We start from the raw sequence: 12,829 nt of genomic DNA on the forward strand, positions 1-12,829 counted from the left end.
TTGGGAATAGAACTGTATATACTTTGCTTAAACTTCAAAGATGTTCGAAGTTATGAGAGGCGAAGCAATTAGATTATGAAATCAAGGATTAATGAAGAAAAAAGGTAACTATTCAGCCTGGCACGATTTGCCTATTGGTACTGATTTCATCGAAATAGAGATGTCTGCTCACTAACAATCTAACAATCAAAAAAGCAATCAATAGCAACAATCAAAATAAATGATCCTAATGAAATTTACGTTTCAACTTTTTGTCAAGATTGTTATTGATAGCGTTTTTATCAGGCTGAATAGTTACGAAAAAAGATATTGTGGGCTTTGAGATTATGTCACTCCCCAACCAACCTCTTCGTAATCTCCGCTACATGCCTGCCCTGAAACCTTGCAATTCCAAGCTCATTCTCACTAGGCTGCCTTGTATTAGCACCGCCACCAGCTATTGTTGAAGCACCGTATGGACTGCCACCTGTAATCTCCTCAAGGGTAGACTGTCTTGTTTCTGAATACGGAACACCTACTATTACCATACCATGATGCAGCAGGGTTGCGTGGAAACTCAGTATGGTCGATTCCTGCCCGCCATGCTGAGTACTGCTTGATGTGAAAACACTACCAACTTTGCCGATGAGTTCACCCTTTGACCAGATGCCTCCTGTCCTGTCAAGAAAAGCACGCATCTGTGCAGCCATCATTCCGAATCTTGTGGGTGTGCCGAATATGATTGCATCTGCTTCGGTGAGATTCTCGATGCTGGCAACAGGAATGTGCTCAAACCTCTTTTTTGATTCTGTTGCTCCCATTTTTTCAAGGATCTCAGGAGTGAAAGTTTCCTGGATCTGGTATAAGCCTACATCTGTACCTTCCACTTCCCTCGCACCTTCAACCACTGCTTCAGCCATCTTGTAGTTGTGACCGTACAAACTGTAAAAAATAACATTTATTTTCATAATCCCCACCTGTTTGAATGTCTATGATTCTAAAACTAACTCCCTGTTATATGGGGAAACTACAGGATAAATAATTTGCCAGTTGTCCGGGTGAAACATGATTTTAAATACGTGGTGTTAGATATAACTAACATAATAAGATAAACATCTAATATAATGTTAGAATTAAATATGGAGTGATTATATGGAAAAACTGGAAAAGTATACCAAGATAAGTTATACACTGGCCTTTGTACTCATCATGGCAGGAATCATACTGGTTGCAATGTTTGCAGATTATCAGCAGAGCGGTATCAGCCTGATAAATATCGGAGCTATCATCCTCTTTGTCACGTTCATCAGAGCAAAACGATATCGCAATGGACCTGTGAAAGATGAAAGAACGATCAGGATAGGAGCTTATGGACTATCGTACTCCTGGCTAATCACATTCATTTTAATAGCTCTGCTTTTCTGGGTTGAGGAATTTGGGATAGCCCAAATGACGGTCAAACAAATACTGGCAATCCTCATGTTCACAATGATCGTCACCGCAAAAGGTATCCAATGGTATCTTTTCAGGAAAGGGGATATTGAATAAATAACATTATTCAGGGATGATTTTATGAAAACAAGGATCAAGGAACTCAGAGCCAGATATGACCTGACCCAGGAGGACCTTGCTAACAAAGTTGGTGTCAGGCGCGAAACCATTGGTTTTCTGGAAAAGGGGAAATATAATCCCTCACTAAAACTTGCATATAAAGTTTCAAACGCCCTTGAAACAACAATTGATGAACTATTCATCTTTGATGAATCGGATCTTGAGTGAGCGGGAGACAATTATGGAAACAAAAACAAAAGTGTGGCTTGCAGAAGATGGGAAACCTATCATTGGTGCAGGCAAGGTTGCACTTCTCAAAGCCATAGATGAAGAAAAGTCACTTCGAAAAGCCTGTGCGAAGATGGAAATATCCTACAAACACGCCTGGAATGTGTTGAATAAGATCAATGAAAGGCTTGGAAAAGATGTGGTTACCACCGTAAGAGGAGGAAAGGATCAGGGGACCTTTCTCACAGATGAAGGCCGCAGGCTCATCAGTGAATATGAAATGAACAGGAAGTTCATTAACAACACAATGGAAGATGAAGGCTCCTGGGAGAACATAGGATTCACCATATCTGCACGCAACAAAATTCCTGGAAAGGTAACAGGCATAGAGAAAGAAGGGCTTGTCTCAAAGGTTAAGATCGAGATCGATCCATCAGCACTTACATCCATCATCACTTCCGAAGCAGTGGAGAGACTTGCCATCAAAGAAGGAGACAGGGTATTTGCAATAATCAAGTCAACTGAAGTCCTTATAGGTAAAGAGATAAAGAAGGACTAAAAATAGTTTATTTTACGAATATGCCACTCAAAACCCGTATATACTTTTGCGGTTCAGATAAGAGTAGTAAATTATAGTTATTAACCAAACTATTAATACTAATTGAGTATAACAATACTGTATGGCTAAACCCGAACAAATTCCGATAAAGCATCATCTTTCATCAGAAGAATTGCTTAAACATATGTAACTATTCAGCCTGGCACGATTTGCCTATTGGTACTGATTTCATCGAAATAGAGATGTCTGCTCACTAACAATCTAACAATCAAAAAAGCAATCAATAGCAACAATCAAAATAAATGATCCTAATGAAATTTACGTTTCAACTTTTTGTCAAGATTGTTATTGATAGCGTTTTTATCAGGCTGAATAGTTACAAACATATTAAGTCATTAGAGAAAGACACACGAGTTCTACAACGTTTATATTTTGTTAAACATCGTTATGAAGGAGCTTCTGTTAATGAAGCAGCTAAACTTGTAGGGATATCAAAACCCGTTGCATATCAATGGCAAGAGCGGTGGAATCAAGACGGATATGAAGGATTAAAGCCTAGGTTTTCAGGAGGATGTCCTTCCAAACTCACTGATGATCAAAAAGAAAAACTAAGGGACATGTTACATGAAAGAGATGATTGGTCTACAAAAGAAGTTCAGGAACTCATTTATAATGAATTTAAGGTTCAATACACCATTAAGCAAATACTAGTGATCTTGAAGAAGTTTGGCATGCATCATGCCAAACCATATGCGCATGATTATCGAAGACCACAAAATGCAGAAGATTGTTTAAAAAAAACTTACCGTTAATCGATGATGATTGCGTTATCGGATTTCTTGATGAATCATCTCCCCAAACAACATCAAATACGGTTCGTTTATGGTCTTTCAATAAACCTGCCATCTTCAAAAACACAACCAGGATAAAAGCAAACTCCTTCGGTTTTTATGCATTGAATGGTAATTCTGTTATTGATTTCAAAGAACATTCAACCAAGGAGGATGTATGTTCGTTTTTATCAGCTGTTAAAAACAATAACATGGGAGAGAGAATCGTAATTATTCTCGACAATTTTAGATCACATCGAGCAAAATATACAGTGGAATTTGCACAGGCAAATGATATTGAATTGGTCTATTTACCTCCATATTCACCCGACTTGAATCCAATCGAATTCATCTGGAAAAGTGTCAAAAGAATTATTTCTCGCAATTTTGTGAAAGATCTTGATCATATGAAAAATCTGATTGCTGAGGCGTTTATTGATTGTTCATCAAAGATTAGCTTCGCAAGAAAATGGATTGAGACATTTCTGGATGATAAGTTAAAAATGTTAAGTTAGTAACTATAATTAAATCCAATATACATAATTTCAAGATGGAATTATTATGCCGGAAAAAGAAGATTTCTCATGGGATAACAGTAAAATTAAAAACGGCAACACTCTTGGAAAAATAATCAGTATACCTGCTCAGGAAAATACTAACATTGGAATGCCTGAAAAAGTACAGTCAACTTTTGAAGATAAGAAGGAAATAGTTATCGATGAGTTCAAAGAGAAAATGGCAGAAATTCTCTCAAGAGAACTACATAAGAAATAATATGATATATCCTTTGTTTGACTTCCTTTGTTTGTATACACCATGAAGTATGAAAGGTATCAACAATAGTGCAAACATTGTTTTAATCCCGGGAGCCAGTACATCGCTTGCGCTGCCAACAATTGAACTTAGCTCAATACCCATTTTTAAATAAATGACATCAAGGAGAAGCCCAAATGCCAGTGAGCACAATGCTATCATTCCAAGATAAATAGTTGCACTTCTTTTACCGAGGAATTTTGCCACCATTGTGATAGTTGCTGCATTTGTAGCAGGTCCGGCAAGCAGGAACACAAAAGCAGTCCCCGGGCTCATGCCTTTTGAAACCAGAGCAGCAGCAAGTGGTGTTGAAGCCGTTGCACAGATGTAGAGTGGAATGCCTACAACCAAGACGATGAGCATGGAGAAAATACCCCCTCCCAGATAACCACCCACCAGTTCCTCAGGAATCACATAGGATATGATCCCTGCAAACAGGATACCTACCATTAACCATCCGGAAATATCCCCAAGAAGTTCAACGAAAGAGTATCTGAAAGCTTCCTGCAACTTGCGAAAAGTTGAAGCATCTTCATCCAGGACTACGTCTGTGCCACATGAACACGATGAATCACTGCAGGCTGCCATTGGCTGCATCATCAGAATATTTTTCTTATGAGCGGATTCTTCCTTTGTTTCACCCATTATATTTTCTGCAATTCCAGTAAGTAACGCAGTGGTCATACTGGCAATTGGACGGAAAACCGTCATTATGGGATCAAGCAATGCATATGTGATAGCTATGGAATCCACTCCGGTTTCAGGGGTGGATATTAAAAAAGAAAGAGTTGCACCTTTGGTAGCACCTCTGTTCTTCAATGATAGTGCAGTCGGAACCACGCCACATGAACATAGTGGTAGTGGAATACCAAGCAGTGAGGCATTTAGAGCAGACCTGAATTTTCCTGCCGACTTACCAAGATACTTCAGTATTTTTTCATCCGGAACGAGTGCGTGCAAAAGACCTGCAACTGCAAATCCCAGAAAAAGATATGGTGCCGCTTCCTCAAACAGACCCCATGACTCTATTGCCACTCCAGTGATGATCGTTAGAAGAGATTCAAACATCGTCATTATTTTGGTTCCTCCACGTGTTCTCTGCACATAGACATGAATAGTTCAACATGCTCGTCTGCCAGATAATAAACTTTGAACCTGCCTTCTTTTTTTACTCTTACAAGGTCAAGCTGCCGGAGAGTTCTCAGGCTATGAGAAATTGCCGACTGCGAAATTCCAAGTGCTTCCTCTATACCTTTAACGCACAGATCCCCCTGTAACAGAAGGAATAGTATCTTCAGGCGGGTGCTACATTGAAGGGCATTGAATATCTGGCACATGGAAGATATCGACTCTTCAGAGGGCAATTTTTTGACTTTTTTGTTGATAGATTGACCGTCTGCACAGATATGACCCACACGTCCCATGAACATATGAGCATATATTCATATATTCATATATTAATTTATTCCTGTGATCAGAGTACAATACAAAAAATGAAAATGATTGAATACAGAAAAAAGAAAAGATAATCAACTTTTTTAATCATCATCACATGGATAGACGTACGTCCTAAACTGCTGTAGCAACGGCTCTCCATTGCCAGTGCCACCTCTTCAACTCTGCGTACAGAAGAACTTACAAGTGGAACAGAAAGAGAAAATATAGCTTTTACAGGCGCTTTTTTGATATTCAATCCACGAGAAAACTGTGCTTCCTTCAGGCTTCTAAAGTTGTCATACAGCAACGGTACAAAATAGATAGACAGGGACATCATCATGGCAAGGTCATGGGAAGAAATACCGATGTACTTCAGTGGTAGCGGACGAAGAAGTCTTTCAATACCTGTTGTAATTCTTGATGGTGATGTGGTCGCTGTGAGTAAGGCCGCAAAAAGCAGCAAGAAAATAAACCGCAGTGTAATGATACTACCCAGCACCAGACCCTCATAACTTACCGATATCCATTTGAATCGATAAATTATGGTTCCTTCCGTAAAAAGCAGTTGGGTGATGAAAAGAATTGCAAAAAAGAATAGCATAGGACGTACTGAGCGCACAAAGTGTATTGATGGCAGCTTGCAGGCAATAACCAGACTTAAAAAAACAAAAGCTATTAACACTATTTCTACAAACGATGAAGCTTCAAGAATACAGATACTTGCAAGCATAAGACCAATTATCTTTGTCCTCGGATCGAGCCTGTGAAGCAGGGAACTACCGGGAACGAATGACAAAAACAGATTATTCATCCTGATTTACTCCCTTTTTCTCCAGTTCATTTCTTATCTCCCTAAAAGCATCATCCACTGAGAAAATACTTTCACGGACATTGAAACCCATCAGATTAAGCTCTTTCATAAGGAGAGTTATCTCAGGCAAAGGGGATGAAACTGAGTTCAAGTACTCTTCCGGAGTACCAGCGAAAGCTATTTTTCCATTTTTAAGAAGAATCACCTTCTCAGCAAACGGAAGAACTTCACACATCTGATGTGAAACGACAATTATGGAAATACCTGAACTATGAAGTTTTTTCAGTGTTAAAAGTAATGATGAACGGTTCTCCGGATCAAGGCCTGAAGTGGGCTCATCCAGAACCAGGTATTCTGGTTTCATGGCCATTACTCCGGCCAGTGCTACCAGACGCATCTGACCACCGCTTAGAGCAAAAGGCGAAAGACCGGAAATATCCATATCCAGACCAACCAGATCCAGGGCATCACTTACCCGTTTATCCAGAGCCGAACCTTTTAATCCGAAATTAGAAGGTCCAAAAGAAACATCTTCAAAAACAGTCTTTCCAAAGAGTTGCTTTTGAGGATATTGCATCAACAGACCTGCTATTGAACGCACATCCTTACTTGTGGATTCTATTCCACTCACTGTTACCGAGCCGGACTGGGGTTTGAGAAGACCGTTAAAGTGCCTGATAAGAGTGGATTTGCCAGACCCTACTTCACCCGCTATAAGAACGAACTCACCTTTTTCGATAGATAAACTTACGTTGTCCAATGCCTGTTTTTCAAGTGATGTCCCGCTGTTATACCAGAAACTCACATCCCTTACATCAATTGACATAAAGCCTCCCTGAGTTCTTCACGGGAAAGGGGAAAACAGGCCGGCTCTATAAAACCGGAATCACAAAGCCTTTTTGCCAGCTCAATTATAGGTGGGAGCTCGAAACCGAAATTCATGGCATCTCCCTGACTCAAAATAATACGTGGATTCCCATTATGCGTGATGTTGCCATTTTCCATTACTAATAAACGGTCTGCATGGACAAGCTCTTCCAGGCGATGTGTTATATATACAACAGTAGTTCCGTTTTCATTCAATTGTGTAATCAGGTCCAGAATGTCCTTTCGGGACCTAGGGTCCAGCATGGAAGTCACCTCATCAAATAATATAATTTCAGGTTCCATGGCTAGAACAGAAGCCAATGCAACTTTCTGTTTCTCACCACCACTTAATGATCTCGAAGTATGATTTTTGTACTCCTGCATGTCAACATTCTGAAGTGCTCTATCTACACGATTGCGTATATCTTCCTGCGGAAGACCAAGATTCTCAGGGCCAAATGCAACATCCTCTTCCACAGTCATTCCTATGAACTGGGACTGAGGATCCTGAAAAACCATACCCGCTATCTGACGTATATTCAGGATGGATGAAGGATCAGTGGTGTCCATTTCTTTCACGATAACAGAGCCTTCGGTGGGAAGAAGAAGACCATTCATGTGGCGTAAGAGTGTTGATTTACCAGAGCCGTTCTTACCTGCTATGGCTACGAACTCTTCTTTGTGGATATCCAGAGAAACTGAATCAAGTACCTGTGTGCCGTCAGGATAACGATAACTCAGATTGTTTATGTGAATCATGCAAACCTTTAGATAGAGTATCTGGACGCTATGACCGATGATGCAATTATTTTAAGAATGGCTCCGGGGATGTAGGGAATGAGACCAAGTGCTATTGCCTCTGGAAAAGAGAGACTTGCAACGTTCATGAGCTGCAAAACACCGAACAGGTATATAGCAAACAATCCTGCCAGCATGAACAACATATTTAGATACACTTTATCCCGACCATATCGGTCACAAAGAAATCCGATTACAAAAGCACCAAATATAAAGCCTATGAGATAGCCACCTGTTGGTCCGAAAAACATGCCCAGTCCGGAACTACCACCTGAAAATACAGGAAGACCTGCAATTCCCAAAAGCAGGTAGACTACTACACTTATTGTTCCCCACCTGGCTCCCAGAATTGCTCCTGCAAGCAGTATAAAAAGAGTCTGCAGAGTTATTGGAACAGGACTAACAGGGATAGGGATCTTAATGTAGGCACCAACTGCCATCATAGCAGCAAATAGAGATGCAAAGACCATTTTTCTAATGTTGTCATTATGAGAATATACTTTGTCTACCACAAAAAGTCACCAGCCATTTTTAAGAATGCTACATATATGAAAATCTAATTTTAATAGATATCCATGCATAAGTAACATTGTCAACCATTTAACATACGTGCGGTTTACAAATTATATAATCCTTATCCATTGAGGTAAGCAAAGTAAGAAATACAAATAAAAAAGATAATAGTGTGCAGGAAGAACCTGCACTGAAAAGAAAATTTACATATCCATATCAGGCTGTGGCATACCTGGTGGCATTGGACCACCACTGCCTCTTGAAGCTACAACATCGTCAATCCTGAGGATCATTACTGTTGCTTCAGTTGCTGCATTTATTGCCTGGGTCTTTATCCTGAGTGGTTCAAGGACATCGTTCTCGTACATGTCTACAACCTTTCCGGTGAATACATCAAGACCCATGTTCTTGTTACCCTGCTCGTGCTGTGAGCGAAGGTCAACGAGTTTGTCTATTGGGTCGAGACCTGCATTCTCTGCAAGTGTCTGAGGAATTATTTCAAATGCTTCTGCAAACTTGGTGACTGCCAACTGCTCTCTGCCCTTGAGAGTTGATGCATATTCCCTGAGCCTGAGCGCAAGCTCTATCTCCGGGGAACCGCCACCAGCAACGATACTACGATCTTCCAGTGCTACACCAATGACACAGAGTGCATCGTTCAGTGCGCGCTTGAGACTGTCAACAATGTGTGTTGTACCACCGTGAAGAATGACTGATGCGGTTTTCTCTTCCCTACATCCAAGGAGGTAGGTCATCTTTGAACCATGGAGATTCTTTTCTTCAATAGATTCAGCAGAACCAAGGTCACTTGGTCTGATGTCAGTTACATCCTGGAAAAGTGTTGCGCCTGTTGCCTTTGAAAGTTTCTTGAGATCGCTCTTTGTAATCCTTCTGCAGGCATAGATACCAGCCTTTTCAAGATAATACTGTGCGAGGTCGTCAATACCTTTCTGGCAGAATACGACGTTTGCGCCACTTGCAATTATCTTATCTACCATTTCCTTGACCATTTTTTCTTCCTGGTCAACGAAGCTTTGCATCTGGTCAGGTGATGTGATCTTTATCTCTGCAGTTTTCTCAATCTTTTGAAGCTCAATTGCAAAGCTTGCAAGAAGAATCTTTGCGTTTTCGACCTTCTTTGGCATATTTGACCTGACTCTTTCTTTATCGATCACAAGACCTGCGATAATTTCTGTGTCAAGAATACTACCGCCTTCACGTTTCTCGATAGTGATATCACTTACATCGACCTCGATGCCGTCATCAGTTTCTTCTGAAACTGAAAGTACTGCATCAAGAGCTATTTCAGCGAGGAAGTCCTTGTACTCACCAGCAGCTTTTCCTGTGAGGGAGGTTTTTGCCAGTTTCTTCAGGGTTTCCCTGTCGTCCTTGGATACTTCAATGGTAATTGTCTCCAAGATCTCAACAGCTTTCTTTGCTGCATGTCTGTAACCAGTTGCAATAATTGTAGGGTGAACTCCTTTTGCAATAAGCTCTTCTGCCATTGTAAGAAGCTCTCCCGTAAGTATGGCTGCTGTTGTTGTACCATCGCCGACCTCATCATCCTGGGTCTTTGAAACTTCAACTACCATCTTTGCGGCCGGGTGTTCGATGTCCATTTCCCTGAGGATAGTAGCGCCATCATTTGTGATGACGATATCTCCAAGTCCATCAACAAGCATCTTGTCCATACCTTTAGGACCAAGGGTGGTCCTTACTGCTTTTGCAACTGCTTTCCCTGCAAGTATATTGATGCTCTGAGCATCTCTTGCACGGCCATTATTGTCTCTGTTCCCTGAAGCGTATATAGGTTGTCCTGCCAATTTTTAACCTCCTAATAATCATAAATCCTATAATAGAGTAATATTAGTCATAATTGAGCACTTTTACTCGTACTGCTCAATCTAAATGCAGGCAGTTCTATATAAAGATAACTGCTGAGATTTGAATGGATATGGAGAGGAAAAACAGAGCATAGTAAAACCCCAGTAAGGAAAAGTAACAGATAAAACAAAGGAAATAATTAAAAAAGCAGGCCTATTGCCTGCCATATAATTTATTCAGATGCGCACGTATCATAAAATAGATATAATCCCTGTAACACCCTACATCAGGTATATCAAATATCGCCATTCCCCCGGCATTCCAGAAAACATTTGAAATAATGTTTTTCCGTCCCATTTCATCGATCACCTGCTTGAGTGTTAAAAGATCATCGACTATTTGTCTCCAGTCACCAGCATGTGTTTCTGAGGAAGCTACCCCTTCGGCAAGTTCAAATTGCTGCAAGGTAAATGTGTACACCTGGAACAAGTGAATGTCATCCGTTGTTAACTTGATCAATCCACTTTTTGAATCCTGGCGCAATACTTTCAGGACGAGTGGAACGTCAGGTGACCGAAACGCACCCTTATCCATCTTTTCAGTATATATATTGATTTCCTGCATATTTTCACACCCGGGACATTAACCTCTAATTTAAGATGCTCGTTTATGCAAATAAATATTGCTGAAAGATCGGATAAAAACTAAAGAAAATAAAAAAAATAAGATAGCCAACGCTTCAAGTGCAATCAGGAACTTGAAATATACAGCAGGTCCCTGTTTACAGCTTAGTATGAGACAAGTGTCTGGATACAGGCACTTTTAACGAAATTGATCATATTGCACCTGAGTTCAAATTCCTGTTCGGAAAGATCATCTGTGTCAAGATATCGGCAGAACATTTCCCTGAACTCATCAAATTTTTGCTCGTCTTGTTCCTTCATAATTCCCCTCGGAGTTACAAACGATTATGTAATCAACATATATATGTTTTGTTATATAAAAATGTTCTGTTCAGGGTTTACATGTCAAAACATGAACTATAGAGTAAAAGATAGGCTTAAATCAAAAAAGGAAATTATGTGAAAAATGTCCATTGTGTATAATGTCAAATAAAAAAGGAGATAGGAGTTCCTTACTCAGTATCACCTACCGTAATACTGTACTCGAAATTATCAGTGTTCCCGGATAGAATACTTAGTTCCCAATCTCCGATGGCCCCGGTTGCCTCATAGACCTCAGTGTAAGTTGTCGAATATTGCTGGTATGCGGATGATTCAGATGAATACGTCATAACATCAGCACTTCCAAAGTTCACAGAGCCTTTGTTCACGACCCTTACAAGCTCGAGTTCAGCTTCTTCATTGCCATTTTTGAGCACAAGATCAAAGGAAGGATTTTGTGCTGCAGACCCACCTGAATAACTTGAATATTCGTACTGGTTTGTTGACACTTCAATTCTGATAGGTGCATCAGAAAAGGTGGCAAATTCTGTTACGAAAGGTTCTGATGGTTGTTCCCATATATTGAGATATAACTGGACCTGGCTCTCCCATTCATTCAATGCAGGATCCCCTACCCCGAGATCAATTGAAGTGCTGTAACTACCCTGTATGCCCTGAGGAACTTTCAGATGTATCTTTACAATTACTGTTTCACCGGCTTTGACCTTTGAAGGTGCATCTATGGTAATCGAATCTTCGCCGAATGTCTCATCAAATGATGGTTGCTCCGGGTCGTAGTAGGATCTCTCAGGATATATCTTGTTTGTGATAATTTCCGGACTTATGGAAATATCCTTATCTCCTATGTTTACAAGTTTTACCTCATAATCGTATTCTTTACCTGCCTCAACCCTGTCATTAATATAGTTACTTGAAATCTCAATGCTTGGTGGTATCCAGACCTCAACAGAAAGGTCAAGAGAATTACCGTAGTAGACAGAGGATATTTTGTAATCTTCTTCGATGTCAACAGTATCCGCACTGATAGATGATCTGTCAAAGACTATATTTGCGTTGTAGTAGCCCAGGTCTGCATCATCGGGTACTGTTACCTCTACTATGAATTTCCTTTTCTCATCAGACTTCATCATTACATTTGAAGGTGTTACGGTGACCCATTCTTCTTCAAGATAGTTCTCTGTGTATGGTTGTAACACCATTATCGGATCAATGGTTACGGTTTCATCATTCCTGTTGATGACAGTTATAGAAACTGAGCTCGTTTCACCGGGCTGCAATTGCAGATGCGAATATGATGGTTTCACCTGAAGCTTACCATATCCCATGTCAGGAATATTTATGGTTTCCACATCTTCTGCATACGATACACCTACAAAGGACCTCTCCGAAACAAGTGGTTCCATCATAGGAGCAACATCATCTGCTATTGCCCCTGTGGCAAAGATGGCACTGACAAACAACAGCCCCATTGCAATATATAGCGGAGTTTTATTCATTATAGCATACTTCCTCTTTAGTTCTCAGATCATAGAAGTACCCGCACATATTAAAGAATTAACTAAACTTCAGATTGACTTGAAGTTATGTATGGCAAAGCATCTTGAAAATAACTTTTACAGTATACTAATCCTGGAAAGCACTTTAAGTCACATAG

General features: G+C 40.2%; 15 protein-coding genes and 1 pseudogene. 5 read left to right on the top strand and 11 right to left on the bottom strand.

Going from position 1 to position 12,829, the window contains the following annotated elements; genetic code table 11:
• Window positions 1-329: 329 nt before the first annotated feature.
• Window positions 330-947 carry an NAD(P)H:quinone oxidoreductase gene (gene wrbA / locus WN948_RS06930; protein ID WP_342306269.1) on the bottom strand — a complete coding sequence of 206 codons (618 nt, stop codon included), beginning with the start codon at window positions 945-947 and terminating at the stop codon, window positions 330-332.
• Window positions 948-1,131: 184 nt separating this feature from the next.
• On the opposite strand from wrbA, the gene WN948_RS06935 reads away from it, so the two are divergent.
• From WN948_RS06935 to WN948_RS06955, 5 genes and pseudogenes are all read left to right on the top strand, one after another.
• A complete protein-coding gene (locus WN948_RS06935; RefSeq protein ID WP_342306271.1) occupies window positions 1,132-1,527 on the top strand; it encodes a hypothetical protein in 396 nt (131 codons plus the stop codon).
• Between the two features lie 24 nt (window positions 1,528-1,551).
• Window positions 1,552-1,758: a helix-turn-helix transcriptional regulator gene (locus WN948_RS06940; RefSeq protein WP_342306272.1), complete on the top strand. Its 207-nt coding sequence runs from the start codon at window positions 1,552-1,554 to the stop codon at window positions 1,756-1,758.
• A gap of 13 nt (window positions 1,759-1,771) precedes the next feature.
• Complete coding sequence (locus WN948_RS06945) at window positions 1,772-2,317, top strand: molybdenum-dependent transcriptional regulator (protein WP_342306274.1); 546 nt, start codon at window positions 1,772-1,774, stop codon at window positions 2,315-2,317.
• A gap of 311 nt (window positions 2,318-2,628) precedes the next feature.
• Window positions 2,629-3,662: pseudogene (locus WN948_RS06950) on the top strand (IS630 family transposase).
• A gap of 46 nt (window positions 3,663-3,708) precedes the next feature.
• Window positions 3,709-3,921, top strand: coding sequence for a hypothetical protein (locus WN948_RS06955; RefSeq protein ID WP_342306275.1), 213 nt, complete (start codon window positions 3,709-3,711; stop codon window positions 3,919-3,921).
• Here WN948_RS06955 and WN948_RS06960 read toward each other — a convergent pair.
• The 10 genes from WN948_RS06960 to WN948_RS07005 all read right to left on the bottom strand — a co-directional run bounded on the left by WN948_RS06960 (window position 3,907) and on the right by WN948_RS07005 (window position 12,671).
• Complete coding sequence (locus WN948_RS06960) at window positions 3,907-5,034, bottom strand: SO_0444 family Cu/Zn efflux transporter (protein WP_342306276.1); 1,128 nt, start codon at window positions 5,032-5,034, stop codon at window positions 3,907-3,909. The two genes, WN948_RS06955 and WN948_RS06960, sit on opposite strands and share 15 nt — an antisense overlap.
• Window positions 5,034-5,390, bottom strand: coding sequence for a metalloregulator ArsR/SmtB family transcription factor (locus WN948_RS06965; RefSeq protein ID WP_342306277.1), 357 nt, complete (start codon window positions 5,388-5,390; stop codon window positions 5,034-5,036). The genes WN948_RS06960 and WN948_RS06965 overlap by 1 nt, the downstream gene beginning before the upstream one ends.
• A gap of 44 nt (window positions 5,391-5,434) precedes the next feature.
• Window positions 5,435-6,208 (bottom strand): energy-coupling factor transporter transmembrane protein EcfT, encoded by a 774-nt coding sequence (locus WN948_RS06970; protein WP_342306278.1) that lies wholly within the window; start codon window positions 6,206-6,208, stop codon window positions 5,435-5,437.
• On the bottom strand, window positions 6,201-7,034 hold the full coding sequence (locus tag WN948_RS06975) for an ATP-binding cassette domain-containing protein (protein ID WP_342306279.1): 834 nt from the start codon (window positions 7,032-7,034) through the stop codon (window positions 6,201-6,203). The genes WN948_RS06970 and WN948_RS06975 overlap by 8 nt, the downstream gene beginning before the upstream one ends.
• Complete coding sequence (locus WN948_RS06980) at window positions 7,019-7,834, bottom strand: energy-coupling factor transporter ATPase (protein WP_342306281.1); 816 nt, start codon at window positions 7,832-7,834, stop codon at window positions 7,019-7,021. Before WN948_RS06980 ends, WN948_RS06975 begins: the two co-directional genes overlap by 16 nt.
• Window positions 7,835-7,842: 8 nt before the next feature.
• On the bottom strand, window positions 7,843-8,385 hold the full coding sequence (locus WN948_RS06985; protein ID WP_342306282.1) for a biotin transporter BioY: 543 nt from the start codon (window positions 8,383-8,385) through the stop codon (window positions 7,843-7,845).
• 204 nt (window positions 8,386-8,589) lie between these two features.
• The gene (gene thsA / locus WN948_RS06990; RefSeq protein ID WP_342306283.1) at window positions 8,590-10,209 is read right to left on the bottom strand and encodes a thermosome subunit alpha; all 1,620 of its coding nucleotides are present in this window, start codon (window positions 10,207-10,209) and stop codon (window positions 8,590-8,592) included.
• A 214-nt stretch (window positions 10,210-10,423) separates the two neighbouring features.
• The gene (locus tag WN948_RS06995) at window positions 10,424-10,834 is read right to left on the bottom strand and encodes a hypothetical protein (protein WP_342306284.1); all 411 of its coding nucleotides are present in this window, start codon (window positions 10,832-10,834) and stop codon (window positions 10,424-10,426) included.
• 164 nt (window positions 10,835-10,998) lie between these two features.
• Entirely contained in the window at window positions 10,999-11,154 is a 156-nt protein-coding gene (locus WN948_RS07000; RefSeq protein ID WP_342306285.1) for a hypothetical protein, read from the bottom strand.
• A 191-nt stretch (window positions 11,155-11,345) separates the two neighbouring features.
• On the bottom strand, window positions 11,346-12,671 hold the full coding sequence (locus WN948_RS07005) for a hypothetical protein (RefSeq protein WP_342306286.1): 1,326 nt from the start codon (window positions 12,669-12,671) through the stop codon (window positions 11,346-11,348).
• Window positions 12,672-12,829 lie beyond the last annotated feature (158 nt).

The organism is Methanolobus sp. ZRKC5, assembly GCF_038446525.1.
Taxonomy (GTDB): domain Archaea; phylum Halobacteriota; class Methanosarcinia; order Methanosarcinales; family Methanosarcinaceae; genus Methanolobus.

Bases quoted from the DNA above. Each gene is read 5' to 3' on its own strand.
- WN948_RS06935 (WP_342306271.1), top strand. From the start codon at position 1,132: ATGGAAAAACTGGAAAAGTATACCAAGATAAGTTATACACTGGCCTTT.
- WN948_RS07000 (WP_342306285.1), bottom strand. From the start codon at position 11,154: ATGAAGGAACAAGACGAGCAAAAATTTGATGAGTTCAGGGAAATGTTC.
- WN948_RS06995 (WP_342306284.1), bottom strand. From the start codon at position 10,834: ATGCAGGAAATCAATATATATACTGAAAAGATGGATAAGGGTGCGTTT.
- WN948_RS06960 (WP_342306276.1), bottom strand. From the start codon at position 5,034: ATGACGATGTTTGAATCTCTTCTAACGATCATCACTGGAGTGGCAATA.
- WN948_RS06975 (WP_342306279.1), bottom strand. From the start codon at position 7,034: ATGTCAATTGATGTAAGGGATGTGAGTTTCTGGTATAACAGCGGGACA.
- WN948_RS06980 (WP_342306281.1), bottom strand. From the start codon at position 7,834: ATGATTCACATAAACAATCTGAGTTATCGTTATCCTGACGGCACACAG.
- WN948_RS06965 (WP_342306277.1), bottom strand. From the start codon at position 5,390: ATGTTCATGGGACGTGTGGGTCATATCTGTGCAGACGGTCAATCTATC.
- WN948_RS06940 (WP_342306272.1), top strand. From the start codon at position 1,552: ATGAAAACAAGGATCAAGGAACTCAGAGCCAGATATGACCTGACCCAG.
- wrbA (WP_342306269.1), bottom strand. From the start codon at position 947: ATGAAAATAAATGTTATTTTTTACAGTTTGTACGGTCACAACTACAAG.
- WN948_RS06970 (WP_342306278.1), bottom strand. From the start codon at position 6,208: ATGAATAATCTGTTTTTGTCATTCGTTCCCGGTAGTTCCCTGCTTCAC.
- WN948_RS07005 (WP_342306286.1), bottom strand. From the start codon at position 12,671: ATGAATAAAACTCCGCTATATATTGCAATGGGGCTGTTGTTTGTCAGT.
- WN948_RS06945 (WP_342306274.1), top strand. From the start codon at position 1,772: ATGGAAACAAAAACAAAAGTGTGGCTTGCAGAAGATGGGAAACCTATC.
- WN948_RS06955 (WP_342306275.1), top strand. From the start codon at position 3,709: ATGCCGGAAAAAGAAGATTTCTCATGGGATAACAGTAAAATTAAAAAC.